Raw genomic sequence first — 25551 nt, forward strand, 5'->3', positions numbered from 1 at the left:
GAGGTGGGCGATGAACGACCGGACGCGCGCGCCCGGCCTCAGCAGGCGCGGTGCCCTCGGTCTGCTCGGCGCCGGTGCGCTGCTGCCCCTGGCCGGGTGCGGCGGCGCACCGGGCGCCGCCGCCGACGGCGTCGCCGCCGGGACCGTGGAGTTCGTCTACCTCGGCGACATCAACCAGCGGGAGAAGTTCCAGCAGCTCTTCGACCGCTTCAACACCCAGCACCCGGACATCGACCTGCAGGCCTCAGCCAAGTCCGGGAGCTGGTCCCAGTTCGTCTACGCCGTCGCGACCCAGATCGCGGGCGGACGACCGCCGGACATCGTGCAGATCGCCACCGAGGGCCAGCAGCTTTTCGTCTCCAAGAACGTGCTGGAGCCGCTCGACCCCTACATCACTGCCGACCAGGAGCTCGTCGACGAGTACTACGACGACATCCACGACAATCTGCGCACCTGGACCCAGCGGTACGGCTCGCTCGACGAGCACACCTACTACATCCCCGGGGGCTACAACCCGATCGTGCAGTTCTGCAACACCGAGCTGCTCGACCGCGCCGGCGTGAACCTGCCGGAGGACGGCTGGACCTGGGACCAGCTCATGGACGCCGGCCGTCGGGTCAAGCAGCAGGGCGCCTTCCTCATGACCGTGCAGAACGGCTACTGGCACGACGTGCTGCCCTGGCTGACGAACAACGGCACCTCGAGCCTGAACGAGGACTGGACCGAGGCCACCATCAACAGCCCGGAGGCCATCGAGGCCGCGCAGATGGCCCGGGCGCTCGTCGAGGCGGGGTACGCCCCCGAACCCGGCGGCAGCTACGACGCGCCCACCCTCATGCAGCGCGGCGAGCTCGCCGCGTTCCACGACGGCGCGTTCGGCATCGTCAACGCCGACCGCATCGGCATGACCGACAAGATCCGCGTGGTCTACTTCCCGAACAACGGCATCCACGGCTCACCCGTCGGCTGGGACGCCTGGGACATCACCAAAGCCTCGACGCACCAGGACGAGTGCTGGCAGTTCATCAGTTACCTCATGTCCCGCGAGGCTGGGGAGTTCTTCGCCCAGACCGGCGGGACGATCGTTCCGGCCCGACGCAGCGTCGCGACCTCGGACGCCTTCCTGGGCGGGGCGCCCGACGGCAGCATCCGCCTGGTCGACGCGCTCGAGTTCGCCACGCCGAACCCCTCGCCGGAGCGTGGGCCGGAGATCCAGACGATCGTCGAGGAGGGCTGGCTGCAGATCATCGCCGGGTATGCCGACGCCCGCACCCAGCTGAACCGGACCTACGACAAGATCGGACCGTTGCTGTGAGCGCCGCCCCCGCCGTCGACGTCGCCCCCGGCCGCGCAGCCCGTGAGGACACCGGCCGCCGGCGCGGCGACCTCGGCCGCAACTGGTTGGGATACGTCTTCGTCAGCCCTGCCGTGGTGCTGTTCGTCGTGTTCATCGGCGGCCCGTTCCTCGTGGCCATCGGACTGAGTCTCTTCTCCTGGGACATGCTCACTCCGCCGGAGTTCGTGGGACTGGACAACTTCCGGCTGCTGCTCGCCGACCCGACGCTGCTGCAGGCCTTCGGCAACACGTTCCTGTTCGCGCTCGCGTCGGTGATCACCCACGTGGTCGGTGCGCTCGTGCTGGCGCTCGCCGTCAACCGCGTCGCCAGCCGGGTGGTGTCTTACCTGGTGCGCACCGCGGTGTTCTTCCCGTTCATCATCTCCTGGGCCGCCGTCGCCCTGCTCTGGCAGTACATGCTCGACCCCTCGTTCGGGCTCATCAACCACTACCTCGAGCGGATCGGCCTCACCGCGCCGGACTGGTTCCTCGACCCGAGCTGGGCGCTGCCCGCCATCATCGGCATCGACTTCTGGCACACCCTCGGTTTCACCTTCGTCATCATGCTCGCCGGGCTGCAGACGGTGCCGAAGCAGCTCGTGGAGGCGGCCCGCACCGACGGCGCGAACAACCGCCAGGTCTTCTGGCACGTGACCGTGCCGATGATGTCCCCGACCCTGTTCTTCGCGATGGTGGTGACCTTCATCGGCGCCTTCCAGATCTTCGACCCGATCCAGATCATCACCGCGGGCGGCCCGGACGACGCGACCACCACCCTGGTGATGTACCTGTACGAACAGGGTTTCCAGGCCTTCCAGGTCGGCTACGCCGCCGCCGTCGCCATCCTCGTGTTCGTCGTCATCATGCTTGTCACCCTGCTGCAGTTCTGGGGCTCACGGAAGTGGGTGCACCACCAGTGACCGACACCGCCGACACCGTACCCGTCCCGGCCACGGCCGCCCGCTCCGGCCGGGCGGCCGGGCGCCGCGGACCCGACCTGCCGCGCCGGAGACGGTGGCGGACGGGGAACGTCGTCGTCGACGTTGTGCTGCTGGCCTTCGCGGCCGTGATGGCCGCCCCGCTGCTCTGGCTGGTCTCGACGAGCCTCACCGACCCGGCGCACGCCTTCCGGCTGCCCCCGAACTGGCTGCCCGTCGAGCCGACGCTGGGCAACCTGGCGAGCGTCGGCGACCTCGTGCCGTTCGGGCAGATGGCCCTGAACAGCGTGACCGTCTCGGTCATCGCCACCGTGGGCTCCCTCGTCGTCAGCGCGCTGGCCGCCTACGGCTTCTCGCGGTTCACCTTCCGCAGCCGGGACGGCCTCTTCCTCGTGATGCTCTCGGCGCTCATGGTGCCGGCGCAGCTGCTCATCATCCCGGTGTTCATGCTCATGCGCAGTCTCGGGCTGGTGGACACGCTCGTCGCCCTGTGGCTGCCGGCGCTCATCCAGGTCTTCTCGATCTTCTTCCTGCGCCAGTACTTCAACTCGATCCCGCGCGACCTCGACGACGCCGCCAAGCTGGATGGCGCCGGCCACCTGTGGATCCTCTTCCGGATGATCGTGCCGCTGTCCGGGCCGGCCGTGTCCGCCGTCGCCATCCTCGTCTTCGAGGCGACGTGGAACAGCTACTTCCAGCCGCTCATCTTCATCTCGACCCCGGAGAACATGACGTTGCCGCTCGGTCTGGTGGCGCTGCAGTCCGCCCAGGGCGGCGTGGAGCCGACCGGCGTGTTCGCGGCCATCACCGCCGTCGTCCTACCGGTGCTCGTGGTGTTCCTCGTGTTCCAGCGCCATTTCGTGGCCAGCATCGCCACTGCCGGCATCCGTGGGTGACCGCGACGAGGTCGACCTGCGCGCGGCGGGCCGCGCCACCTGGCGCAGCCTGCCGATGCTCCTGCTCGCCAGCGCCGCGATCGCGCTCGTCGTTGCTCTGGCGCTGCTCGTCGCGGCGTGGTGGCCCCCGGCGGGTGCGGCCGCCGGGGCGCTCGCCGCGGCCCCACTGCTCCTGGCGCTGGTGCGGTGCGCGGACGACGTCGTGGCCGGGCGGGACGTCCCTTCCGCTGAGTACCTCCACGCCGTCACTCGGCTCGCGCCGCGCGCTGCCGGGACCGCGGTGGTGCCGTGCGTGCTCGCTGCCCTGACGGCGGTCGCGGTCCTCGCGCACGCCCGCGGTGCAGGCGCGGTGTTCCTCGTCCCGGTCGGGCTCGGCACCACGGCGACGGTGCTCGTGCTCGCCGCCGCTCTGGTGCTCCTGCCGCTGCGGGCCCGGCACCGCGCGCCCGGCGTCGGAGGCTGGTTGCTGGCCTGGCACGTCCTCGCGCGCCGGCCCGTCCCGTTCCTCGCCGCCGCGGCCTACGCCGGCGCAGGCATCTGGTGGAGCCTCACCTGGTCGAACGGCCTCTTCCTGATCGTGCCCGCCCCGTTTGCGCTCATCCTTGCCGCGGCCTACCGGAGCTCGCCCGCGGAGCAACTGCTCGTCGCCGACTGATTCCCGGCCGTTCACCGCCTCGAGATGCCGGGGTCTGCCGCCGGTGCCAGCCTGGGGACATGACGCGATTCGGATACACCCTGATGACCGAACAGGCCGGCCCGAAGGACCTCGTCCGATTCGCCGCCGAGGCGGAACGGCGGGGGTTCGACTTCGAGGTCTGCTCCGACCACTACTTCCCGTGGCTGGACTCGATGGGCCACTCGCCCTACGCGTGGTCCGTCCTCGGTGCCGCGGCGCACGCCACCGAACGGGTCGAGCTGATGTCCTTCGTCACCTGCCCGATCATGCGGTACCACCCGGCCGTCGTCGCCCAGAAGGCGGCCACCGTCGACCTGCTCGCCGACGGGCGCTTCATCCTCGGCCTGGGCGCCGGCGAGAACCTCAACGAGCACGTGGTCGGGGAGCGGTGGCCCACCGTGGCGGAACGACACGACATGCTCGAGGAGGCCCTCGACATCATCCGGGACCTGCTCGACGGCGAGCAGGTGACCGTCGACGGCGAGCACTACCGGGTCGACCAGGCCAAGCTCTGGGACCTGCCGAACGAGCCCGTCGAGGTGGGCGTGGCGGTCTCCGGGCCCGAATCGGTCTCCCGCTTCGCCCCGGCCGCCGACCATCTGGTCACCACCCTGCCGGACGCCGAGCTCGTCGAGGACTGGCACGAAACCCGCGCTGACGCCGGGCTCGAACGGGGCCGAGTCTTCGGGCAGATTCCGGTCAGCTGGGACCCCTCAGACGCCGAGGCCGCCCTCGACCGCGCGCACGAGCTGTTCCGGTGGTCGGGACTCGACTGGCCGGTCAACGCCAACCTGCCCGACACCAAGGCGTTCGAGGCTGCCACGGCCGCCGTGCGGCGGGAGGACGTCGCCGAGTCGGTCCCGTGCGGACCCGACCTGGACGCGGTGGTCGAGGTGGCGAAGACCTGGTGGGACGCCGGGTTCACCGACATCGCGCTGGTCCAGATCGACGGCTCGATGCAGGACCGGTTCTTCGCCGAGGCCGCCGAACCGCTGCTCGAGAAGCTACGCGCCGCTGCCCCCGCGTCCTGACCCGCCGCCGGCTCAGGCGGACTTGGCCTTCTTCTTCGCCGGTGACTTCTTCGACGTCGAGCGCCGCTTGGTGGCGGGCCGGTCCTCCGCCGGCTCATCGTCTTCCTCGTCGGTCTCGGCCGCCTCCTCGGAGGAGCCGGTGGTGGTGGTGCCGGTCCCGCCCGCGCGGGCCTTGCGCGACTCCTCGACGGACTTGCGCAGCGCCTCCATGAGGTCGAGCACCTGCCCGGACTCGGCGGTCTCGCCCTCCTCGGCGAACGGCGAGGCCGTGGACTCACCCTGCTCCACCTTGGCGGCGACGAGTTCGCGCAGCTGTGTCTGGTACTCGTCGACGAAGTTCTCCGGGGTGAAGTCCGACTCGTAGCTGCTCACCAGGGCCGCGGACATCTGCAGCTCCTTGTCCGAGACCTCGATGTGCTGGTCGAGCTCGGGGAACGAGGGCTGACGGACCTCGTCCTCCCACAGCAGGGCCTGCAGCACCAGCACGTCGTCGCGCACCCGCAAGGCCGCCAGTCTGGTCTTCTGCCGGAGGGTGAACGTCACGATGGCGGTCCGGTCGGTTTGCTGCAGCGTCTCGCGCAGCAGCGCGTAGGACTTCGGCGACTTCGAGTCCGGTGCGAGGTAGTAGGCGCTGCCCATCATGATCGGGTCCACCTGATCGGACGGGACGAACTCCTGGACGTCGATCTCGCGGCTGCGCTCGACGGGCAGGGAGGCGAAGTCCTCCTTCGTCAGCACCACGGACTGCTCACCGTCCTGATACGCCTTGTCGATGTTCTCGTAGTCCACCACCTGTCCGCAGACCTCGCAGCGGCGCTGATAGCGGATGCGGCCACCGTCGGCGTCGTGCACCTGGTGGAGGGGGACGTCGTGGCTCTCGGTGGCGCTGTAGAGCTTCACGGGCACATTGACGAGCCCGAAGGTGATGGCGCCCTTCCAGATCGCGCGCACGGCGGTGTCCTCTCTGTTGCCGGGACGGCACTGCCTCCAGTGAACCGGTCAGGCGCCGTCGGCGCCAGGTTTTCGTCCGGACGCCGCCGGTCCCGACCCCTCAGGCGGGCTCCTCGATGAGCGAGATGATGTTGCCGTCGGGGTCGGTGAACCACGCCAGCGTCGGGGTGCCGCGGTGGACGCCGGTCTCGTCCGTGGCGAGGTCACCGTGGTACTGGAGGAAGGTGACGCCGCGGCTGGTCAGGTCGCGGACGGCCGCGTCGATGTCCGGCACCGTGAGGTTGAGGACGGTGAAGGACGCCGGTGTGTGAGCCGCGGCCTTGGGATAGACCAGGACGCCCGTGCCTCCGGGGAGGTGGAGCTCGAGCAGTCCGGGCATCTCGGCGTCGCGGACCTCCAGGTCCAGGACGTCGCGGTAGAAGGCGCGGGCACGTTCGGTGTCGGCCACGGAGAATCCGGTGAAGCCGGTGACGTACTGCATGAGAGTCTCCTTCGAGAGGGCGGTTCAGGGATCGGCGGAAGCCTCGGCAGCGGCGCCGTCGACGGGTGCGCCGCCGAAGCCGATCTCGCTGCCGTCGGGGTCGGTGTACGTCACCTTGCGGACGCCGTTCTCGTAGGTCTCGCGTCTCGCCGGTGCAACGCCCCGCGCGGCGGCGGCGTCGACGAACGCGTCGAGATCGGGCAGGAAGACCGTCAGCTGGGTGTGCCCGGCGTGCTCGGGTTCCTCCTCGACGGCGAGGTACCGGTGGTCGTCGAACTCCCACACCGCCTCGGTCGGGTGGGCGATGAACGCGGGCGGTTCGCCGAGCAGCCGTTCGTACCATGCGACGGCGCCGGCGTACTCGCGCACCGAGACGACGGCGAAGAGGTCGCAGTTCCGGGTCTGCGGGGTGGGCATGGGTCTCCTCACGATCAGGCCGGCTCGACGGCGGCGATGCGGTAGCGGCGGACATCCGCGCGGAGCAGCTCGGGAAGATCCGGCTCGGGCCCCGCGCTCGCCCGGAACCGGTCGAGATCCTCTGCGGACGCCCACCGTTCGTAGACCAGGATCCGTTCCGGGTCCGCCGGGTCGGGCGCCTGGACGAAGTCCAGACACCCCGTCGACGTTCGGGCGTGCTCGGTGATCGGACGGGTGGCCGTGACGTAGGCGTCGCGGTCCGCCGCTGCGACGTCGAGCCATCCGGCGACGATGAGCATCAGGAACCTCCGGTGAGGGTGAGGAGCGTGTCCACGAGTTCGACCGGGCGGGAGAGGTAGCCGCAGTGGCCGCCCGGTGTCTGGGCCGCCTCGACGCCGAGGCGCTCGCGGGCAAGACCGCGGACGAATGACGGGCTGAAGAGCCGGTCGTCGCCGAACGCGACCACCGCCGTCGGGATGTCGGGCCATGCCGGAAGGGGGAACCGTTCGGTCATCATGCTCGCGGCCTGATCCCGGGACCGGGCCAGCGCCTGAGCGGCGAGGTCGGGGTCGAGATCGTGGAGGAACAGGGTGAGCTCGTCCTCGAAATCGACGCCCTCGGCCGGGGTGAAGCCGCTGGCGTCCCACCACGCCCCCGCACTCTCACCCGGCAGCGGGATCATCGGCGCGACGAGGACGAGCTGGTGCGCGCCGAGGCGGTCCGCGACGAGCGGGGCGACGAAGGCACCCCACGAATGTCCGATCACCGTGACGAGTCCGTCCGGACCGGCGGTGCCGGCTGCGGCCTCCACGGTGGCGTCCGACCGGACGGTGTCGATGACGACGTCGGCACAGTCGGCGAGACCGGCGTCCTCGTCGTCGCACGGCATGTCGACGGCGACCAGCCGGTGCCCCCGGCGAGCCAGCTCGGCCGCGACGCGGTGCCACTCCCAGCCGGAACCACCGGCGCCGTGGCAGACGACGAACCTCATGACGCCTCCCGAACCCGTCCGAGCAGGTGGTCCACCTCGGGCGCGAACGCTTCGGGCACCATGCCGTGGTCGGCGCCGTCGATGACGCGCAGCTCGGCGCCCGGGATGGCGCCCGCGGTGGCCTCGGCGGCAGTGCGCAGGAACGGCCAGGTGTCCCGGCCGCGGACGACGGCGGTCGGGACCCGGATCCGGTTCGCCATCGGGGTGACGGTCGGGTGGGCGGCCTGGAGTGCGGCGTCGTAGACGAGGGACCCGGCGTCGCGTGTCATGGCGGGGAAGTCCGGTGAGCCGGCGATACCGGCGACCATCTCGGCGGGCAGGCCGACGACCTCGGCCAGGAAGACGCGGACGGCATCGTCTCGGCGGCGCCGGGCGATGAGGTCTGCAAGAAGGTCGGGCATGGGGGTGTGCTCGTGCTCGTCGGCGTCGGGTCCCATGTCGCCGCCTCCTCGCACTCCGCTCGTCCCTCGCTCGTGCTCGTCGGCGTCGGAGAAGGGGGGCTCATAGAGCACCAGGCCACGCACGCGCGGGTCGGCGAGCGCAGCGAGAACCGTGAGCTGGCTGCCGGAGGAGTAACCCACGAGTGTGGCCTGCCCGCCGACCTCGGTAATCAGTGCCGACAGGTCGGCGAGCTCGCGATCGACCGCGCCGGCGACGGGAACGCGGCCGTCACGTACCGAGCTGTCGCCCGAGTGGCCCCGGGCGCGCCGGTCGTACGGGACGGCGGTGACGCCGTCGAGGTGGCGGACGAGGTCGCTCCAGGTGTCCCGACCGCCGAGAGCTCCGGCGACGAGCACGACGGGGGGACCGCTGCCGTGGATCTCGTAGGCCAGAGGGGTGCCGTCGGGGGACGTGACGTGCGGCATCAGGTGTTCCTCCCGTCAGACCCGAGGTATCGGGTGGCCGGTCGGCGCGTAGTCGAGCAGCACGATGCGCCCGTCGAGAACCCGCTGGTCGACCAACGCGAGGTCGGCCGGGAGAAGATCCACGAAAGCGGACTCGCGGCCCTCGGTCCCGACGAGCAGCGGGAAGAGCATCAGGCGCAGATGGTCGACGACGCCCGCGGCGAGCAACTGCCGCACGACGGAGAGGCTGCCGATGGTGCGCAAGGGAGTCGGCGAGGTGGCCTTGAGCTCGTGGACCCGTCCGACGAGGTCCCGGCCTTCGACGGAGGTTTTCGGCCAGGCGACCGAGGTGAGCGTCCGGGAGAAGACGGTGATCGGCAGCGCCGTGGTGCGGTGGTAGTCCTCGTCGCGATGCTCTTCGGGTAGCGACGCGAGAATCTCGTAGGTCCGCCTGCCCATGAGGACGTGCTGGGGCTTGTCGGACTCCGCCCGGATCCACGTTTCCAGGTCGGGACCGACGTAGCCGAAGTAGCCGGGGGAGCGTTCGCTGCCCGCCCAGCCGTCGATGGAGACGAACAAATCTGCGGTGAGAGTCGTCATCGTGGCCTCCTGTCGTGTCCACTGTCTTCGGATCCGGACGCCGGTGCCAGAGCCGTGGCGGCGTCCGGCGGCGAGACGAGAGTCGGTGGCATCGCCGCATCGGGGAAGTCTGCGGGCGAGGTCTCCTCCGCCGGCGCCCGGGTGGGTGGCAGGTGTGCCAACATCAGCCGCACCGCGACCGCCAGGGTGACCAGGAGAACGGCGACGACCGTCATGGCCACCGCCGTTCCCGTCATGAACGCCTCCCGCGCCGCGCCGATCAGGGTCTGCGCCGCACCGGTGCCGAGGTCGCTCGCCACTGCCGTGGCGCCGGCGAGGCTCTCGCGGGCCGCCGCCTCGGCGGCCGGTGACAACCCCTCCGGCAGGTCAAGCACGCGTCGGTAGACGACAGCGCCGAGGCTGCCGAGTGACGCGATGCCGAGCGCGTAGCCGAGCTCGGCCGAGGCCTCCGACGTCGCCGCGGCGGACCCCGCTCGTTCCGGCGGTGCCGACCCGACGACGATGTCGGTGGACAAGGTCACCATCGGGCCGCAGCCCAGCTGGAACAGCAGATATCCCGCCGCGAGCAGGACCAGTTCACCGGGATCGACCTGCGTCAGCACGACGGCGCCGGCCGCGGCCACGAGCAGTCCGACGGCGATGAGCGGCGCGGGTCGGATGCGGCGCGCGAGCACGGGAGCCAGGAGGAACCCCGCGACCGATCCGGCCACGCCGGGCAGCATGACCAGCCCGGCCACCAGCGGGCGCAGTCCCTCGACGAGCTGGAGGTGCTGGGTGACGAAGTACATCGTCACCCCGGTGACGGTGATGAGGTGCATGCCCGCGACTGCCGTGGCGAAGGCGCGGCTACGGAACAACCGCAGGTCGACCAGCGGATCGACGAGGCGGAGCTGGCGCCGCACGAACACGCTGCCGATCGCCAGGCCGGCCAGCACGGCGAGCGCCGCCGCCGGATCCCAGCCGTGCCGGGCGAGCTCCTTGAACCCGTACACCGCCGACAGGACGGCTGCCAGGGACAGGGCGACCGAGACCACGTCGACCCGGCCCGCCGAGGTGTCGCGGTGCTCAGGGAGCAGGATCGGGCCGAGGACGAGCAGCAGCACCATCGCTGGAACACCGATGAGGAACGCCGCGCCCCACCAGAACACCTCGAGCAGCGCGCCGCCGACGAGCGGCCCGATCGCGGCACCGCCCATGAAGCACACCAGCCAGACACCGATCGCCTGTGCGCGCTGCGCCGGGTCACGGAAGAGGCTGCTGATGAGTGCGAGCGTCGACGGGGCGAGCGTCGCTCCGGTCACGCCCAGCAGGGCGCGCGCCACGACGAGCATGAGCGGATTGACCGAGAACGCGGCGACCACCGACGCGACCGCGAACCCTGCGGCGCCGATCAGCAGCAGCCGGCGCCGTCCGACCCGGTCACCGAGCGTGCCCATCGTGAGCATGAAACCGGCGAGCAGGAAGCCGTAGATGTCCATGATCCACAGCTGCTCGGTGCTCGAGGCGCTCAGGTCAGCGGACAGATGGGGCATGGCCAGGAGCAGGACGAAGACGTCGATGGAGACGAGGAGGGCGGGGAGGGCCAGGACGAGCAACGCCGCCCACTCGCGGCGCGTGGCGCGGGCCGGAACCGCCATCGTTCCACCCGTGGTGAGGGGACCGCGGTCCTGGCGTGTCATGGCTGGACGTTCTCCCTGATGTCGGTGACGCGGCTGACACTACGGGAAGGGAGTGCGAAAAAACAACTAGGTAGAGCAGAAAAGGGACTAGCACGGTAGGATGGAGGCCATGGCGGGCAAGCGGTGGTACGACGACTCGTGCGGGATGGCGCAAGGCTTGAACTTCGTCGGTGACCGCTGGGCGCTGCACGTGGTCCGGGAGCTGCTCCTGGGACCGAAGCGGTTCGCCGACCTGCGCGCGGACCTACCGAGGATCAGCAGTAACGTGCTGACACAGCGGCTCACCGAGCTGGAAGAACGGGGTGTGCTGCGACGGCGCAGACTGCCCGCCCCGGCCTCGGTCTGGGTCTACGACCTCACCGACTGGGGGGCCGAGCTCGAGCCGATCATCCGCCAACTCGGGCACTGGGCCGCGCGCTCGCCGCACTTCGACCGGAGTTCGCCACTGAGCTGCACCTCGGCGGTGCTGTCCATGCGAACCATGTTCCGCCCGGGTCAGGCCGAGGGCGTCAGTGTGCGGATCGGGTTCCGCCTCGGTGACCTGACCCTGGACGGCCGCATCCTGGGCGGGGAGTTCGCGATCCAGGCCGTGGACAGGCTGTTCGGTCCGGGCGAGGACGGTGGTCCCGACGCCGTCGTCACCGCGGCACCGGAGGTGCTCGCCGGCGTCATCTTCCGCGGCCTCGACCTGGACGAGGTGCTGGAGTCCGGCGCGCTGGTGCTCGAGGGGGACCGGGCGGCGTTCGAGCGCTACCGTGACTGCTTCTCGCTGCCCGAGACCGCCCCGATCGGGTGAGGACGCATTCCGTCGGTCCGCGCTGGGGTCGGTGTCTGTTCAGCGGCGGACCGTCCCGACAGCGCCGAGTTTGCGCTCGGGGTCCAGCCGCCCGGAGATCGTTGCCGAGATCTGCTTGAGCTGGGTGATCTGCTCTGCGGTCAGGCCCTCGAAGACCAGGGAGCGGACGTTGTCGACGTGCCCCGGCGCGGTGGCGACGACCTTGTCCCATCCGGCGTCGGTCAGCACCGCCATGGTGCTGCGTCCGTCGGTGGGATCGGGACGGCGCTCGACCCATCCGCGGTCGGAGAGCCGGTCGAGCAGGTGGGACAACCGCGAGACGCTCATGTTCGCCATGGCCGCGAGGCGGCGCATCCGGATGGTGCGCTCAGGTGCCTCGGACAGGGCGGACATGACGGCGTAGCCGGCGTGTGTGAGTTCCGCGTCTCGTTGCAGCTGTGCGTCCAGGGCACCAGGCAGCACCATGAGGACGGTCATCAGGGAGCGCCAGGCGTCCTCCTGCTCGGCGGTGAGCCAGTTCGTCTCCGTCATCTGCACCAGCGTAGAGGGCGTCGGACCGGCGACGGGTGAGCGGACCACTCGCGAAATAGCCTGGCGACGGCGCCGGTTGCAGTCGACGACGCCGGCCGAACCACGGCCGGGAGACGAGGGAGTTCGCGCATGACCACCTACGCCGTCACCGGCACGACGGGACACTACGGACCGATCGTCGTCGACCAGCTGATCGCCCGCGGCGTCGCGGCGGAGGACATCGTCGCCCTGGCTCGCGCGCCGCACCGCGCCGAGTTGCCCGGGGGCGTCGCGATCCGCGAGGCCGACTACGACCGACCGGAGACGCTCGGCCCGGCACTCGAAGGTGTCGACCGGTTGCTGCTGGTCTCCGGTAGCGAGGTGGGCCAGCGGGTCGCGCAGCACACCAACGTCGTCGACGCCGCGAAGCGGGCCGGGGTCCAGCACCTGCTCTACACCTCGATCCTGCGGGCCCCGACCTCGACCCTGCCTCTCGCCCCGGAGCACCAGGAGACCGAGTCCGTGATCGCGTCCTCCGGGCTGTCGCACACGTTCCTGCGCAACGGGTGGTACATGGAGAACTATGTCGGCGCCGCCGGCCAGCACCTCGAGCGTGGCGTGATCGAGCACGCCGCCGGCGACGGGCGCATCGCCGCCGCGACCCGTGCCGACTTCGCCGAGGCGGGCGCCGCCGCCCTGCTCATCGACAACCCGCGGGAGGCGTACGAGCTCGCCGGCCACGGCTTCACCTACGCCGACCTTGCGTCCCTCCTCACCTCGATCACCGGCACCCGGGTCGAGGCGCGAGCCCTCAGCACCGAGGAGCTGACCGCGTCGCTGACCGGCGCCGGCCTCGACGAGGGCACCGCGGGATTCCTCGCGGCGCTCGACGCCGGGATCGGCGCGGGGGAGCTCGACGGCGACCCGGCCGACCTCGAGACCCTGCTCGGGCGGCCGGCGGCCACGCTCGAGCAGGAGCTCCGCGCGGTCCTGGCCTGAGCGTGGCCGTCAGCCGAGATCGATGACCACGCGCCCCTGGTCCGGGTCGCCGTCGGTGGCGTCGCCGTCGTTCGTGCCGAACCGGACCCGGGCCGGGGCGGCGTCCTTTGGGATGTCGAACCGCACCGTGGTATCGAACGTGTTCCCGGGGTTGACGTAGGCGAAGAGGTTGTCGCTGCTGAGTGAGCTCAGCACGTTGTATCGCGCATGGTGGGCGTCGCCGGCGTCATCGACCACGTCCACCTGGTCGAGGTCGAGCCAGTCGCCGTGAGTGCTGACGTTGGTGAGCGTGAGGTGGACGAGGATGAACTGCCCATCCGCCTCGATCTCGTCCTGGCCGAGTCCGACGCCGTGGTCGTCGAACTCCACGGATTCGATGCCGGTCTCGACACCGGTGACCGTCCATTCGAACTCGTCCGCTCGGACGGTCTCGCCGCGAACACCGTGGACGTCGTCGGTGGGCTTGTCCGGTTCAGGGAGCACGTCGGGCATGTCGCCGTCCGCCAGGTCGACGCTCGCCCCTCCGGTCGCGTCGTAGAGGTTGTACAAGATCAACCCGGCCGGGGTGGCGTCGGCGTCGATGTCGAAGATCATCTCCACCTCGGCGCTCTCGCCGGGTCGGATCCCCTGGCTCAGCGGGGGCCGGCCCTCGAGATGGACGTCGATGGTGGTGTTCAGGCGTCCGTCCGCGTCGACCAGATCGTCCGCGACGTCCACGAAGTCCTCCTCCGTACCGGTGTTCGTCGCGACCGCGCGCACATAGACGTACTGGCCCATCGGATCGGTGCGGCGGACGTCGTCGTGGACGAGCTCGACCTCGTCCAACCCGGCCTCGACCTCGAGTACCTCGAACACGATGGAGCCGTGCCGGACCGGTTCCTCGAGGCCGACGACGGAGGTCGCCACGTCGCTCGCGCCCTGGGACGGTGCGGGCGACCCGGATGGTGACGGCGATGGTGAGGACGGCGATGGTGAGGACGGTGACGACGAAGCCGACTCCTCGCCGGACGGTGCGGATGACGGGACGCGCGTCTCGTCCTTGCCGGAGTCGAGGGCGTCGGTGATGATGCCGCCCAGCACCAGGGCGACGAGTCCGCCGACGACGAGCCCCCGTCTCCACCGGGGCCGCCCAAACGTCGGAGCCGGCTCCCGACTCTGCGGCTCCTCGGCGCTCGCGGTGTCGGGCGACCCGCCGGCCGCGCCGGCGGGCGGGGCACCGGCGATGTCGGCGTAGGGGGTGAACGCGTCCGACCCGGACGGGCCGGGAGCACGGGAGTAGTCGCCGAGCCGGTGTCCGTAGTCCCCGTCGGACCCGGTCTCGCCGTCGGCTCCGTCGTGGCCGCCGCTCATCTCGTCCCCCCACTCCTCGTGCGCCGACCATGATGGCGCACCCGCGCCGACGCGTGCGTGCCGAGGGCCGGGTTGCGGAGGTCGACGGCTCCGGCCTCAGACGCGGGGCGTCCGGGCGATCTCAGGCGTCGGCCCGTAGCCTGGCGAGCTCGTCCCGTCGGGTCTGTTGCTCGACCGGGTCCGGTACCGGCACCGAGGCCAGCAGGCGCCGGGTGTAGGGATCCTGCGGGTCGTGCAACACCCGCTCGGAGGAGTCGAGTTCGACGAGCTCCCCACGGTAGAGCACGGCGATCCGGTCGGCGAGCATGCCGACGACCGCGAGGTCATGGCTGATGAACAACGTGGCGAACCCGAGACGCCCCTGCAGTTCGGTGAACACCTCGAGCACCCGCGCCTGGACCGAGACGTCGAGGGCCGAGGTCGGCTCGTCCGCGACGAGCAGCTCCGGATCCAGCGCCAGTGCCCGCGCGAGACTCGCCCGCTGCCGCTGACCGCCGGAGAGCTCGTGCGGGTAGCGGTGGGCGAAGTGCTGCGGCAGGTGCACGGCGTCGAGCAGGTCGGACACGCGTCGGCGGATCTGGCGTCCCTGTGCCGCCTCGCCCCGGCCGTGCACGACGAGCGGCTCGGCGATGCATTCCTCGATGGTGAGCAGCGGGTTGAACGACGTCGCCGGATCCTGGAACACGAATCCGATCCGCGCCCGGAGCGGACGGAAGTCGCGCTCGCGGAAGCCGACCATCTCGTGCCCGAGGACCTCCAGCGAGCCGCCGGTGGCGCGCGTGAGGCCGGCGATAGCGCGGCCGATGGTGGTCTTGCCCGAGCCGGACTCGCCGACGAGGCCGAGCACCTCGCCGGGGGCGATCGAGAAGGAGGCGCCGTCGACCGCCCGGAACCCGGCGCGCCCCAGCCGTCCCGGGTAGACGATCTCCAGGTCACGCGCGGTGACCACCGGGCTCGCCCGCTCGTCCTGCGGCGGGGACTCGGCCCGGGCCGTCTCCGGCGGCGAGTCGTCGGCGGCCGCGCCGGCCGACGGACGCGCGGTCACCGCACCCGGGGCCGAGGCGCCGAGCTTGGGCACCGCGGCCAGCAACGACTGGGTGTACTCGTGCCGGGGGGAGGCGAACAGGCTGCGGGCGTCCGCCTCCTCGACCACCTCGCCCTGGTACATCACGGCCACCCGGTCGGCCAGATCCGCCACCACGCCCATGTTGTGCGTGATGAGCACGATCGCCGTCCCGAACTCGGTGCGCACCCGGCGCAGCAGATCGAGGATCTCGGCCTGCACCGTGACGTCCAGCGCCGTCGTGGGCTCGTCGGCCACGATCACCTTGGGACCGAGCACCAACGCCATGGCGATGACGATGCGCTGCTTCTGCCCGCCGGAGAACTGGTGCGGATAGTGGTCGACCCGGTCCTCCGGGTCCGGGATGCCGACGCGGCCGAGGATCTCGATGGCCTTGGCCCGGGCGTCCTTCTTCGAGTGCTGCCCGTGTGCGCGCAACCCCTCGGCGATCTGCCACCCGACGGTGTAGACGGGGTTGAGGGCGGAGGACGGCTCCTGGAAGACCATGGCGACGTCGCGGCCGCGGACCTGGCGCAACGTCGCCGGGTCGATCGTGACGACGTCCTGGCCTGCGAGGAGAACCGCCCCGTCCACGGTCGCGGTCTCGGGCAGTAGCCCGAGGACCGACTTACCGGTGACCGTCTTGCCCGAGCCGGACTCCCCGACGACGGCGAGCACCTCACCGGGACGGACCGAAAGATTCACCCCACGCACCGCACGGACCGGGTCGGCGTCGGTGGCGAAGCTGATGCGCAGGTCGCGGATGTCGAGGACCGGTCCCGCACCCGAGTCGCCGGCCGGGCCTGTCGCGCCGGACGTGCTGGTCGCGCTCATCGTTGCTCTCCTTCGCCCGGCTGGTCGCCTCGGTCGTGCTCTGCCGTCGTGCCGTGGCCGCCGGTCGTCTGCTCCTGACCGGCCGGGACCTCGACGGCGGCGCCGCCGGTGACCCGGCGCCGGATGCGCAGACGCGGATCGGACAGGTCGTTCAGGCTCTCACCGACCAACGTGATGCCCAGGACGAGCAGCACGATCGCCAGGCCCGGGAACACGCCGGTCCACCAGATCCCGGACGCGACGTCCGAGACCGCGCGGTTGAGGTCGTAGCCCCATTCGGCGGCCCGGCTCGGCACGATCCCGAATCCGAGGAAGCCGAGTCCGGCCAGGGTGAGGATCGCCTCCGAGGCGTTGAGCGTGACGATCAGTGGCAGCGACCGGGTGGCGTTGCGCAGCACGTGCCGGAACAGGATCCGCCGGGTCGGGGTTCCGATCACCTGGGCGGACTCGACGAAGGGCTCCGCCTTGAGGCGCACGGTCTCCGCACGCACGACACGGAAATACTGCGGGACGAACACCACCGTGATGGACATGGCCGCGGCGAGGATCCCGCTCCACATGCTCGACCGGCCGCCGGAGATCATGATCGAGATGACGATCGCCAGCAGCAGCGTCGGGAAGGCGTAGATGGCGTCCGCGACGGTGACGAGCACGCGGTCGAGCCAGCCGCCGAGGTACCCGGACAGCAGCCCGAGCAGGACCCCGACGAACAACGACGCGGCGACGGCGATGACGACGGTGGACAAGGCGGTCTGGGACCCCCAGATCACCCGGGAGAAGACGTCGTAGCCGCCGACGGTCGTCCCCCAGAGGTGGCCGTCTCCGGGCGCGACCTGTCGGCCGAACCGCTCACCGGCGTGGTCGGCGAGCTGGTTGAACCGATAGGGGGTCAGCACCGGCGCCAGCAGCGCCATGGCCACGAAGGAGAGGCAGATGACCAGGCCGGCCACGAGCATGCCGCGCTGCAGGCCGACGGACTGGCGGAGCTGGCGGATGATCGGCCAGCTCTGCCACGCCGCCGCGTCGCGCTGCGCGGGAGCGGTGAGCAGACTCTCGTTCGTCATCTCAGTACCTCACCCTCGGGTCGATGAGCGCGGCGACGACGTCGACGAGGAAGTTCGTGACGGCGACGATGACGGCGAGCAGCGCGACGATGCCCTGGACGGCGACGAAGTCACGGGCGCCGAGATACTGCGTGAGCTCGAACCCGAGGCCGCGCCACTCGAACGTCGTCTCGGTGAGCACGGCGCCGCCGAGCATCATCGCGATCTGCATGCCCATGACGGTGATGATCGGGATGAGCGCCGGCTTGTAGGCGTGCTTGCGGACCAGCCTGGATTCGGCGACACCGCGCGACCGTGCGGCGTCGACGTAGTCCCGGCCCAGGGTGCCGATGAGGTTGGTCCGCACGAGGCGCAGGAAGACCCCGGCGGTGAGCAGCCCCAGCGCCAGCGCCGGCAGGGCGGCGTGGGCGAGAACGTCGGAGATGAGGTCCCAGCGGCCGGTGCGCAGGGCGTCGACGATGTTGATGCCGGTCGAACCCGTGATGCGGCCGAGCACGAGCTGGACCTCGGGACTGGCCCGTCCGGACAGCGGCAACCAGCCCAACCACACGGAGAACACGAGCTTGAGCAGCAGGCCGGCGAAGAAGACCGGCGTGGCGTAGCACAGGATGGCGAAGACCCGCAGCACGGCGTCCGGCCAGCGGTCGCGCAGGTAGGCGGCGAGCATCCCGAGCGGGATGCCGACGATCAGGGCGACCACGAGCGCGAACAGCACCAGCTCGAGGGTGGCGGTGCCGTAGTCGAGGAGGATCTCGCTGATCGCCCGGTTGTCCGTCAGCGTGCGGCCGAAGTCACCGGTGAAGATCTGGCGAAGGTAGTCGACGTACTGGACGAGGATCGGCCGGTCGTAGCCGGCGGCGGCGAGGCGCTCCTCGAGCTGCGCCGGGGTCAGGCGGCCGCCCACGGATGCCGAGATCGGGTCACCGACGACCCTCATCAGGCAGAACACGAGCGTGACGAGGATGAAGACGGTGGGGATGATGAGCAGGAAGCGGACGAGGACGTAACGGCCGAGCCCGGATCCGGGCGTCTTGGCCTTGCTGCCTGCGACGGTTCGCTCGTCGGCGATCGTCAACGGTGCTGGCTCCTTGTCTCGGGCGCGGGGGACGCCGACGCCACCGGTGGAGGCATCGGCGTCCCTGCGACGATTCGCTGGCGGACGCTCAGCGGTGCAGCGGGGCGAACCGGAACTTGAACGACGCGTCGAGCGTGACGTCCTGGATGTCCTGCTGGGCGACCGCGACCTGTGCCCCCTGGAGGAACGGCAGGGTGGAGAGGTCCTCGGCCACCGCGTGCTGGATGTCCTCGATGAGTGCGGCCCGCTCGTCCTCGTCCTCGGTGGAGGCCTGCTGGTGGATCATGTCGGTGACCTCCTCGTCCTCGTAGTGGTTGACGAGGAAGTTGTCCGGCAGGAAGAACGGCGTCAGGTAGTTGTCCGCGTCCGAGTAGTCGGGGAACCAGCCCAGCTGGTAGGCGGGGTAGGCGTCCTGGGTGCGCTCGCTGTTGTAGGTGTCCCACAGCGTCTGCGACAGGTTGACCTCGAACAGGCCGTCCGCCTCGAGCTGGTTCTCGATCATCGCGTACTCCTCGTCCGAGGAGTTGCCGTAGTGGTCCGAGTTGTACTGCAGGTTCAGCTCGACCGGGGTCTCGACGCCGGCGTCCTCCAGCCGCTGCCGGGCGCGGTCGGGGTCCGGGCCGCCCTCGCCGTCGCCGTACATCTCACGCAGCGGCTCGGCGGCACCGGTCAGGCCCTCGGGCACGTAGGAGTACAGCGGGGTGTAGGCGCCGGAGTAGATCTCCTCCGACAGCGGCTCGCGGTCGATGAGGTCGGCGACCGCCTGACGCACGGCCAGGGCGCGCTCGGGGTCGGCGTCCTCGGTCTCGGCACCGTAGGGCTGGGTGTTGAAGTTGAAGACGATGTAGCGGATCTCACCGCCCGGACCGTCGTGCACGGTGAGATTCTCGTCCTGGGAGAGGTCCTCCAGGTCCGTCGGGCTGAGCGAGCGGGTCGCGACGTCGACGTCCCCCTCCTGCACGGCCAGCTTCAACGAGGTCTCGTCGGCGTAGTAGGACAGGCTCACGCCATCGTTCTGCGCCTCGCCGAGGACGCCGTTGTAGTCCTCGAACGGCTCGAACTGGACCAGTTCGTTCTCGGTGTAGTCCGTGATGGCGTACTGCCCGGCGAACGCCTGGCCGTCGACGATCTCCTGGGCCGGGGTGAGTTCGGTGGCGGAGAAGACGTCCTCGTCCACGATCGGGCCGGCAGGGGAGGAGAGCACCTGGGGGAACGTCTGGTCGTTCTCGCTACCGAGGTGGAAGACCACCGTGCGGTCGTCAACCTCCTCGACCTGCTCGAGATTGAACAGCAGCGACGACGGGCCGTTGGGGTCGGCGATCTCGAGCTGGCGGTCGAAGGAGAACTTCACGTCCGAGGCCGTGAGCTCGTTGCCGTTGGCGAAGGTCAGGCCCTCCTTGAGAGTGACCGTGTACTCCGTGGGTGAGGTGAACTCGGCGGACTCGGCGATGTCCGGCTCGACGTCGGGGCTCCCGTACGGGGTGTTCATGATCATCGGGAACACCTGGGTGTGGATCGCCGTCGATCCGTGGTCGTAGGAGCCGGCCGGGTCCAGGTTCGTCACGGCGTCGGTGGTGCCGACGCTGATGAGGCCGCCGCCGTCGCCGTCGCCACCCCCGCCACCGCCGTCGATGTCCGAGGTGTCCGCGCAGGCGGAGAGCACGAGCGCGGCCGTTGCCGCGGCGCCGAGCGCGCCCAGGGTGCGGCGTCGCTGTCGAACGAGGGGCATGGTCATTCCTCCACTGCTGTGTGCGGGTGCTCAGGGTGGGCACCCGAGTGCCCCGGACCCTGTCTCAGGATTCGGTGGGCACCTTGTCTAACACACGTTCGGGCGGTAATCCGAGTCCGGCTGTGGCTGGGCCGGTGAACGATCCACGCCTGAAACGAGCGCGACACGTCGCCGCAACGCTCGGCGCCACTGGCGGGAATCGGCCGGCGGGGCCATCGCCCGCGGTGGGACAGCAGGTGCCGGTCGCGCTCGTGCGCGACGATGTCTGTCATGGCCGCGCGCGAGAAGCCCGAGACCGTGCAGATCGACGGACGGCGGTTGCGCGTGTCCAACCTCGGCAAGGTGCTCTACCCCGAGACCGGCACCACCAAGGCCGAGGTCCTGGGATACCTCGCCGAGATCGCGCCGGTCATGGTGCCGCACACCGCGGGCCGGCCGGCCACGCGGAAGCGCTGGCCCGACGGCGTCGGGACCGAGGCGCAGCCGGGTGAGTTCTTCTTCATCAAGGATGTCGAGGCGGGCGCGCCCACCTGGGTGGTCCGCGGTGACATCGAACACTCCGGCGGCCCGAAGACCTACCCGGTCGTCGACGACGCCGCCACACTCGCCTGGCTCGGGCAGGTCGCCGCCCTCGAGGTCCACGTGCCCCAGTGGCGTTTCGGCAGCGACGGCCGTCCCCGCCATCCGGACCGGATCGTCCTCGACCTCGATCCGGGGCCCGGCGTCGGCCTGCCGGAGTGCGCTGAGGTCGCGCGACTCGTCCGCCCGCTGCTCCAGGGCATGGGCCTGGAGCCGATGCCTGTGACCTCGGGGTCCAAGGGGTTGCATCTTTACGCGGGCCTCGACGGCTCGCACACCTCCGACGACATCAGCGCGGTTGCCCACGAACTGGCCCGTGCCCTCGAGGCGGATCATCCCGACCTGGTGGTCTCGGACATGAAGAAGACGCTGCGCCAGGGCAAGGTGCTGCTCGACTGGTCGCAGAACAACTCCTCGAAGACGACCATCGCCCCGTACTCGTTGCGCGGCCGCTCCCGGCCGACCGTCGCCGCCCCGCGCACCTGGGAGGAGCTGGACGACCCCGAGCTACGGCACCTGGAGTTCCACGAGGTCCTCGAGCTGGTCGAACGCCGCGGTGACCCGATGGCCGGGATCTACGGCCGGGACGCGCTGAGCAGGTACAGCTCGATGCGCGACCCCGAGCGGACCCCGGAACCGGTCCCCGACCCGCTCGAGCGCGGAGGACGGGCCAGCGTCTCGAACGCCTTCGTGATCCAGGAGCACCACGCCACCCGGCTGCACTGGGACCTCCGGCTCGCGCACGGTGGGGTGCTGGTCTCGTGGGCCATCCCGAAGAACATCCCCACCGACGGGACGAACCACCTCGCGGTGCACACCGAGGACCACCCGATGGAGTACCTCACCTTCTCCGGCACCATTCCCGCCGGTGAGTACGGCGGTGGCGAGATGAGCATCTGGGACACCGGCACCTACGAGGTGGAGAAGTGGCGCGAGGGCCGGGAAGTCATTGTCACCCTCACCGGTCAGGACGACGGCGGCCTCGCGGGCCCGGACGGGCCCGGCCAGGTGGCGAAGATCGCGCTCATCCAGACCGGCGGACGGGACGGAGGCGAGGAGAGGAACTGGCTGTGTCACCTGATGGAGGGCAGCCGCGTCGGCCGAACGGTCGCCCCGCGCCGGGACACTGCTGAGCACGGCGGCCGCGGGCGTGCCGGATCGGCTGACGGTTCCCGAGGCGTGCAGCGCGCTCCGGCGGGTGACGGCCGGAAGGCCGCGGGGTCCCGAGACGGCGACCAGCGCGCACCGATGACGGCCATCACGGGGGACCGCCGCGACCTCTCACCGGACCTGGACTGGTCGCTGGAGATGAAATGGGACGGCGTGCGCGCCATCGTCCTCATCGAGGGCGAGCACGTGCGACTCATCAGTCGCAACGGGAACGACACCACGCACCTGTATCCCGAGCTCGGTGAGATCCATCGGTGTCTGGCCGGCGCGGAGTCGGCCGTGCTGGACGGGGAGATCGTCGCGCTCGACGACAGTGGCAGGCCCGACTTCGGGCACCTCCAGCAACGGTTCAACCTCACCCATGCAAGCGAGATCGCCCGGGCCCGCCGCGCCGCTCCGGTCCACCTCATGCTCTTCGACGTCCTCGAGGTCGACGGCGCCTCGACCGTAGGCGAAACCTACGACCGGCGGCGCGAGATCCTTCGAGAGCACCTCGACCTGAAGGCCGATACCCGGGTGGCGATCCCCGAGGCCTTCGACGGCGATCTCGACGCCGCCATGGAGGCGTCCCGGCAATGGGGCCTGGAAGGCGTCGTCGCCAAGCGGCGGGACTCGCGGTACGCGGTCGGTCGCCGGTCACGTGCGTGGGTGAAGATCAAGCACACGCTCACTCATGAGGCGGTGGTCATCGGGTTCCGCCCGGGCCAGGGCAACCGTGAGGGTGCCGTCGGTTCCCTGCTGCTCGCCGTGCCCGACCAGGACGGCACGCTCCACTACGCCGGCCGCGTCGGCACCGGGTTCACCCACGACGAGGCGGTCCGGTGGCGGCGCGAGATGGAGGGCAGATCCCGGAAGCAGGCGCCGGTCGAGGACGTGCCACGCCCCGACGCCCGGGACGCGCGCTGGGTGCTCCCGGACCAGGTCGCCGAGGTCGAGCTGGGCGCCTGGACACGCGACGGTCGGATGCGTCACCCCCGGTGGAAGGGCTGGCGCCCGGACAAGGCGCCCACGGACGTCGAGCCCCGCCCGCCGGCGAGCGGTGACGGCTCGGACTTCTCCCGCGTTCGCACCACGAAAAAGGCCTGACCGCCCCGCCGGGCGGGACGGTCAGGCCGAGGTCGCCCGGACGAGGGGAGCGCCGGCGACCGGTTCCAGATGACGCGGCGAGCGGCTCAGAGCAGCCCGTCGCGACGCAGGCGCCGACGTGCCTGCCGCTCCAGGCGTCCCTCGCGCTTGAAGTCTCGCAGCCGGTGGACCTCCTCCGCCCGGGCGAGGAGTTCCTCGTGGTGGATGCGCGCCAGCACGCTGTTCGGCTCGCCGATGTACGGGTAATAGCTGTTCATGATCCTGTGCCCTTCGTCCCTCTGCGCCTGTGTCCCTCGAACGCCGATCCGTGACCCTGTAACTGGTTCGACGTGTGATGGAGGTTACCGATGGCGTAACCCGCTGTCAACGCTTTTCTGGTTACGCGTCGGTGGCCTCCCGATGCATCCCGCCCACACCGAGTACTCCACCACCGACCACTGACATTGAGGTTGGCTGCGTGGTTCGCGGGCGGTGTCGGGTGCCCCGGCGCGCTGACGCCCCGGCCCGGCGAGGACGCCCTCGCCCAGGTCTGGGATGGACCGATCACAGGCGCGCGGGCGGGCGCCGGCCACCCAGGGCGCGGGAGAGCACGACTGTCGCGAGACCGCCGGCGACCACGAGCAGCAGGCCCACGCGCAGGGTGGTGGCCTCGGCGAGGGCCCCGACGATGGCCGGCGAGGCGAGGAAACCGGCGCGCATGATCCAGTTGATGACGGTCAGGCCCACGCCCGGCCGTAGCCCTTCGATCTCGTCCCCGGCGTGCAGTGCCGCCGGGATGAGCGTGGCGGTGCCGAGCCCGGCGGCCGCCATGCCGAGGATGGTCAGGGGCACGTTGGGGATGGACAGGGCCGTGCCCATGCCGACGGCGATGAGGAGGCCGCCGGCTCGCGCCACCGCGGCCTGACCGAACCGGTCGACGAAGCGGTCGCCGGTGAGACGGCCCAGTGTCATGGCCACGTTCAACGCGACGAAGCCCAGACCCGCCGTCGCGCTGTCGGCGCCGAGGTCGCGGCCGAGGTACAGCGCCGCCCACGAGGACCCCACGTCCTCCACGAAGGCACCGCAGACCGCGATGGCCCCCAGCATCGCGAGCATGGCGGCCGTGGCGCGCCGAACCGGGAACCGGCGGGGCGGCGGCGCTGCCGAGGCGTTCGGGTCGCTCGCCGCCGCTGGTGCGGTCCGCTCGGCATCCTCCGGGCCGGAGAGCATGTACCGCAGCGAGACCAGCGCCACGGCGGAGAAGACCGCGGCCGAGACGGCGATGTGGACCGGGAGTGGGACGGCGAGCCCGGCGGCCGCCGAACCCATCAGCCCGCCGAGGACGGCACCGATGCTCCAGACGCCGTGGAAGGAGTTGACGATCGATCGGCGATAGATCCGCTGGACACGCAGCGCATGGGCGTTCTGCGAGACGTCGACCAGTGCGTCGACCGCCCCCGCCCCCAGGAGGAAGACCACGAGAACCAGGACGGTGGGCGAGAGTGAGACCCCCAGAGTCATGGCCGCCAGCGCGACGATGCCGATGGTGGCGACCCGGCCGGATCCGAACCGGCCGATGAACGTGGCCGCCAGCAGACCGGCGACCAGGGCGCCGATGGGGGGCGAGGTGAGAGCGGCCCCGTACGCGGCGTCGCTGAGATCGAGCGCCGCCTTGATCTCCGGGTAGCGGGGGACGAGGTTCGCGAGGAGGGCGCCGTTGGTGAGGAAGACGGCGGAGACCGCCGCCCGGGCACGGCGTGCCTCGGACGGAACGCCGCCGGGGCGCTCGGAGAAGGGCATGTCGGGAGCCTACGCAGTGGTATCCATGCAGGTCCGAGCGGTTCACGCGCTGGTCGACCGAACCGGACCGACGCCATAACCGGTACCGGCGGCATCAGTGGTTACACTGGGAGAATGGTCGCAGTTCCCAGGCTCGACATGGCCGAGCTGCTCGCCGTCGTCAACTACTACGCCGTCACTCCGCGTCGCGCCGCGGAGGACGAGCACGAGGGTTACCCGGCGCTGACTGCCGTGCTCGGCGAGGCGCCCGACCGGTTCCCGGACATCAACCTGGGGGAGTTGCAGGCGCTCGCCGCGGAGGCCTACGGCGTGTTCGTGGCGGCCCAGGACGGCGGTGACGTCGCGGCCTGCGTCAACGTCATGCTGGCTGCCGCGGCTCCGAGGCCGACGTGCACGGACGAGTGCGGCATCGCCTGGGAGGTCGACGACTCCGACCAGATTCTCCGGGCCGCCATCGGCATCACCCTGCTGGACTGGCTGCACACGCGCGGCGCAGAGCGTCTCGGCATCTGCCGGGGGATCAGGTGCGCCGACGCCTTCGCCGACCTCTCGCCGTCGGGGCGGAAGATCTTCTGCTCCAACGGGTGTCTCAACCGGCACAAGGTCGCCGAGCATCGGCGGCGCGCGAAGACGGCCTGATCGGCCCGAACCGGCGAGAGGGAGGATCCGGTCGCTC

General features: G+C 70.7%; 25 protein-coding genes. 9 read left to right on the top strand and 16 right to left on the bottom strand.

The genetic code is table 11. From position 1 onward, the window contains the following. Positions 1–10 precede the first annotated feature (10 nt). The 5 genes from ACFSE6_RS10505 to ACFSE6_RS10525 are packed head-to-tail and all read left to right on the top strand — an operon-like array spanning position 11 to position 4877. Positions 11–1315, top strand: coding sequence for an ABC transporter substrate-binding protein (locus ACFSE6_RS10505; RefSeq protein ID WP_388006224.1), 1305 nt, complete (start codon positions 11–13; stop codon positions 1313–1315). Next, entirely contained in the window at positions 1312–2256 is a 945-nt protein-coding gene (locus ACFSE6_RS10510; RefSeq protein ID WP_388006227.1) for a carbohydrate ABC transporter permease, read from the top strand. Before ACFSE6_RS10505 ends, ACFSE6_RS10510 begins: the two co-directional genes overlap by 4 nt. Next, the gene (locus ACFSE6_RS10515) at positions 2253–3170 is read left to right on the top strand and encodes a carbohydrate ABC transporter permease (RefSeq protein ID WP_388006230.1); all 918 of its coding nucleotides are present in this window, start codon (positions 2253–2255) and stop codon (positions 3168–3170) included. The genes ACFSE6_RS10510 and ACFSE6_RS10515 overlap by 4 nt, the downstream gene beginning before the upstream one ends. Next, on the top strand, positions 3163–3825 hold the full coding sequence (locus tag ACFSE6_RS10520; RefSeq protein ID WP_388006233.1) for a hypothetical protein: 663 nt from the start codon (positions 3163–3165) through the stop codon (positions 3823–3825). Before ACFSE6_RS10515 ends, ACFSE6_RS10520 begins: the two co-directional genes overlap by 8 nt. A gap of 59 nt (positions 3826–3884) precedes the next feature. Next, positions 3885–4877 carry a TIGR03557 family F420-dependent LLM class oxidoreductase gene (locus ACFSE6_RS10525; RefSeq protein WP_388006236.1) on the top strand — a complete coding sequence of 331 codons (993 nt, stop codon included), beginning with the start codon at positions 3885–3887 and terminating at the stop codon, positions 4875–4877. Positions 4878–4889: 12 nt separating this feature from the next. Here the strand turns inward: ACFSE6_RS10525 and ku are convergent, their stop codons facing one another. The 8 genes from ku to ACFSE6_RS10565 form a co-directional block, all read right to left on the bottom strand. Continuing rightward, on the bottom strand, positions 4890–5828 hold the full coding sequence (ku, locus tag ACFSE6_RS10530; protein ID WP_388006239.1) for a non-homologous end joining protein Ku: 939 nt from the start codon (positions 5826–5828) through the stop codon (positions 4890–4892). A gap of 100 nt (positions 5829–5928) precedes the next feature. Further along, positions 5929–6309, bottom strand: coding sequence for a VOC family protein (locus ACFSE6_RS10535; protein ID WP_388006242.1), 381 nt, complete (start codon positions 6307–6309; stop codon positions 5929–5931). Positions 6310–6333: 24 nt separating this feature from the next. Further along, positions 6334–6726, bottom strand: a complete 393-nt coding sequence (locus ACFSE6_RS10540) for a VOC family protein (protein WP_388006245.1) — start codon at positions 6724–6726, stop codon at positions 6334–6336. A 14-nt stretch (positions 6727–6740) separates the two neighbouring features. After that, a complete protein-coding gene (locus tag ACFSE6_RS10545) occupies positions 6741–7025 on the bottom strand; it encodes a putative quinol monooxygenase (RefSeq protein WP_388006248.1) in 285 nt (94 codons plus the stop codon). Next, on the bottom strand, positions 7025–7717 hold the full coding sequence (locus tag ACFSE6_RS10550; protein ID WP_388006251.1) for an alpha/beta fold hydrolase: 693 nt from the start codon (positions 7715–7717) through the stop codon (positions 7025–7027). The genes ACFSE6_RS10545 and ACFSE6_RS10550 overlap by 1 nt, the downstream gene beginning before the upstream one ends. Next, positions 7714–8583 (bottom strand): alpha/beta fold hydrolase, encoded by an 870-nt coding sequence (locus ACFSE6_RS10555; protein WP_388006254.1) that lies wholly within the window; start codon positions 8581–8583, stop codon positions 7714–7716. Before ACFSE6_RS10555 ends, ACFSE6_RS10550 begins: the two co-directional genes overlap by 4 nt. Before the next feature lie 15 nt (positions 8584–8598). After that, a complete protein-coding gene (locus ACFSE6_RS10560) occupies positions 8599–9162 on the bottom strand; it encodes a dihydrofolate reductase family protein (RefSeq protein ID WP_388006257.1) in 564 nt (187 codons plus the stop codon). Further along, positions 9159–10841: an MFS transporter gene (locus tag ACFSE6_RS10565; protein ID WP_465254141.1), complete on the bottom strand. Its 1683-nt coding sequence runs from the start codon at positions 10839–10841 to the stop codon at positions 9159–9161. Before ACFSE6_RS10565 ends, ACFSE6_RS10560 begins: the two co-directional genes overlap by 4 nt. A 109-nt stretch (positions 10842–10950) precedes the next feature. On the opposite strand from ACFSE6_RS10565, the gene ACFSE6_RS10570 reads away from it, so the two are divergent. Beyond that, complete coding sequence (locus ACFSE6_RS10570; RefSeq protein ID WP_388006260.1) at positions 10951–11637, top strand: winged helix-turn-helix transcriptional regulator; 687 nt, start codon at positions 10951–10953, stop codon at positions 11635–11637. A gap of 39 nt (positions 11638–11676) precedes the next feature. On the opposite strand, the gene ACFSE6_RS10575 is transcribed toward ACFSE6_RS10570, so the two are convergent. Further along, the gene (locus ACFSE6_RS10575) at positions 11677–12168 is read right to left on the bottom strand and encodes a MarR family winged helix-turn-helix transcriptional regulator (RefSeq protein WP_388006263.1); all 492 of its coding nucleotides are present in this window, start codon (positions 12166–12168) and stop codon (positions 11677–11679) included. A gap of 129 nt (positions 12169–12297) precedes the next feature. On the opposite strand from ACFSE6_RS10575, the gene ACFSE6_RS10580 reads away from it, so the two are divergent. Next, on the top strand, positions 12298–13146 hold the full coding sequence (locus ACFSE6_RS10580; RefSeq protein ID WP_388006266.1) for an NAD(P)H-binding protein: 849 nt from the start codon (positions 12298–12300) through the stop codon (positions 13144–13146). 9 nt (positions 13147–13155) lie between these two features. Here ACFSE6_RS10580 and ACFSE6_RS10585 read toward each other — a convergent pair whose 3' ends face one another. From ACFSE6_RS10585 to ACFSE6_RS10605, 5 genes are all read right to left on the bottom strand, one after another. After that, on the bottom strand, positions 13156–14496 hold the full coding sequence (locus ACFSE6_RS10585; protein ID WP_388006269.1) for a DUF4352 domain-containing protein: 1341 nt from the start codon (positions 14494–14496) through the stop codon (positions 13156–13158). A 121-nt stretch (positions 14497–14617) separates the two neighbouring features. Continuing rightward, the gene (locus ACFSE6_RS10590) at positions 14618–16393 is read right to left on the bottom strand and encodes a dipeptide ABC transporter ATP-binding protein (RefSeq protein ID WP_388006272.1); all 1776 of its coding nucleotides are present in this window, start codon (positions 16391–16393) and stop codon (positions 14618–14620) included. Continuing rightward, complete coding sequence (locus ACFSE6_RS10595) at positions 16390–17457, bottom strand: ABC transporter permease (RefSeq protein WP_388006275.1); 1068 nt, start codon at positions 17455–17457, stop codon at positions 16390–16392. The genes ACFSE6_RS10590 and ACFSE6_RS10595 overlap by 4 nt, the downstream gene beginning before the upstream one ends. A 1-nt stretch (position 17458) precedes the next feature. After that, on the bottom strand, positions 17459–18526 hold the full coding sequence (locus ACFSE6_RS10600; RefSeq protein ID WP_388006886.1) for an ABC transporter permease: 1068 nt from the start codon (positions 18524–18526) through the stop codon (positions 17459–17461). A gap of 94 nt (positions 18527–18620) precedes the next feature. Continuing rightward, a complete protein-coding gene (locus tag ACFSE6_RS10605) occupies positions 18621–20261 on the bottom strand; it encodes an ABC transporter substrate-binding protein (RefSeq protein WP_388006278.1) in 1641 nt (546 codons plus the stop codon). A gap of 270 nt (positions 20262–20531) precedes the next feature. Between ACFSE6_RS10605 and ACFSE6_RS10610 the strand changes: the two genes are divergently transcribed. Further along, positions 20532–23096 (top strand): ATP-dependent DNA ligase, encoded by a 2565-nt coding sequence (locus ACFSE6_RS10610; protein ID WP_388006281.1) that lies wholly within the window; start codon positions 20532–20534, stop codon positions 23094–23096. A gap of 86 nt (positions 23097–23182) precedes the next feature. Here ACFSE6_RS10610 and ACFSE6_RS10615 read toward each other — a convergent pair whose 3' ends face one another. Continuing rightward, positions 23183–23353 carry a hypothetical protein gene (locus ACFSE6_RS10615; RefSeq protein WP_388006284.1) on the bottom strand — a complete coding sequence of 57 codons (171 nt, stop codon included), beginning with the start codon at positions 23351–23353 and terminating at the stop codon, positions 23183–23185. Between the two features lie 286 nt (positions 23354–23639). Then, positions 23640–24875 carry an MFS transporter gene (locus ACFSE6_RS10620; RefSeq protein WP_388006287.1) on the bottom strand — a complete coding sequence of 412 codons (1236 nt, stop codon included), beginning with the start codon at positions 24873–24875 and terminating at the stop codon, positions 23640–23642. Between the two features lie 114 nt (positions 24876–24989). On the opposite strand from ACFSE6_RS10620, the gene ACFSE6_RS10625 reads away from it, so the two are divergent. Next, entirely contained in the window at positions 24990–25514 is a 525-nt protein-coding gene (locus tag ACFSE6_RS10625) for a CGNR zinc finger domain-containing protein (protein WP_388006290.1), read from the top strand. The last annotated feature ends 37 nt before the right edge of the window (positions 25515–25551 follow it).

The organism is Georgenia deserti, from assembly GCF_042680605.1.
GTDB lineage: Bacteria > Actinomycetota > Actinomycetes > Actinomycetales > Actinomycetaceae > Allobogoriella > Allobogoriella deserti.

Coding starts and splice junctions, on each gene's coding strand:
- ACFSE6_RS10505 (WP_388006224.1), top strand. CDS start 11: ATGAACGACCGGACGCGCGCGCCCGGCCTCAGCAGGCGCGGTGCCCTC.
- ACFSE6_RS10525 (WP_388006236.1), top strand. CDS start 3,885: ATGACGCGATTCGGATACACCCTGATGACCGAACAGGCCGGCCCGAAG.
- ACFSE6_RS10535 (WP_388006242.1), bottom strand. CDS start 6,309: ATGCAGTACGTCACCGGCTTCACCGGATTCTCCGTGGCCGACACCGAA.
- ACFSE6_RS10540 (WP_388006245.1), bottom strand. CDS start 6,726: ATGCCCACCCCGCAGACCCGGAACTGCGACCTCTTCGCCGTCGTCTCG.
- ACFSE6_RS10545 (WP_388006248.1), bottom strand. CDS start 7,025: ATGCTCATCGTCGCCGGATGGCTCGACGTCGCAGCGGCGGACCGCGAC.
- ACFSE6_RS10550 (WP_388006251.1), bottom strand. CDS start 7,717: ATGAGGTTCGTCGTCTGCCACGGCGCCGGTGGTTCCGGCTGGGAGTGG.
- ACFSE6_RS10555 (WP_388006254.1), bottom strand. CDS start 8,583: ATGCCGCACGTCACGTCCCCCGACGGCACCCCTCTGGCCTACGAGATC.
- ACFSE6_RS10560 (WP_388006257.1), bottom strand. CDS start 9,162: ATGACGACTCTCACCGCAGATTTGTTCGTCTCCATCGACGGCTGGGCG.
- ACFSE6_RS10565 (WP_465254141.1), bottom strand. CDS start 10,841: ATGACACGCCAGGACCGCGGTCCCCTCACCACGGGTGGAACGATGGCG.
- ACFSE6_RS10570 (WP_388006260.1), top strand. CDS start 10,951: ATGGCGGGCAAGCGGTGGTACGACGACTCGTGCGGGATGGCGCAAGGC.
- ACFSE6_RS10575 (WP_388006263.1), bottom strand. CDS start 12,168: ATGACGGAGACGAACTGGCTCACCGCCGAGCAGGAGGACGCCTGGCGC.
- ACFSE6_RS10580 (WP_388006266.1), top strand. CDS start 12,298: ATGACCACCTACGCCGTCACCGGCACGACGGGACACTACGGACCGATC.
- ACFSE6_RS10585 (WP_388006269.1), bottom strand. CDS start 14,496: ATGAGCGGCGGCCACGACGGAGCCGACGGCGAGACCGGGTCCGACGGG.
- ACFSE6_RS10590 (WP_388006272.1), bottom strand. CDS start 16,393: ATGAGCGCGACCAGCACGTCCGGCGCGACAGGCCCGGCCGGCGACTCG.
- ACFSE6_RS10595 (WP_388006275.1), bottom strand. CDS start 17,457: ATGACGAACGAGAGTCTGCTCACCGCTCCCGCGCAGCGCGACGCGGCG.
- ACFSE6_RS10605 (WP_388006278.1), bottom strand. CDS start 20,261: ATGCCCCTCGTTCGACAGCGACGCCGCACCCTGGGCGCGCTCGGCGCC.
- ACFSE6_RS10610 (WP_388006281.1), top strand. CDS start 20,532: ATGGCCGCGCGCGAGAAGCCCGAGACCGTGCAGATCGACGGACGGCGG.
- ACFSE6_RS10615 (WP_388006284.1), bottom strand. CDS start 23,353: ATGAACAGCTATTACCCGTACATCGGCGAGCCGAACAGCGTGCTGGCG.
- ACFSE6_RS10620 (WP_388006287.1), bottom strand. CDS start 24,875: ATGCCCTTCTCCGAGCGCCCCGGCGGCGTTCCGTCCGAGGCACGCCGT.
- ACFSE6_RS10625 (WP_388006290.1), top strand. CDS start 24,990: ATGGTCGCAGTTCCCAGGCTCGACATGGCCGAGCTGCTCGCCGTCGTC.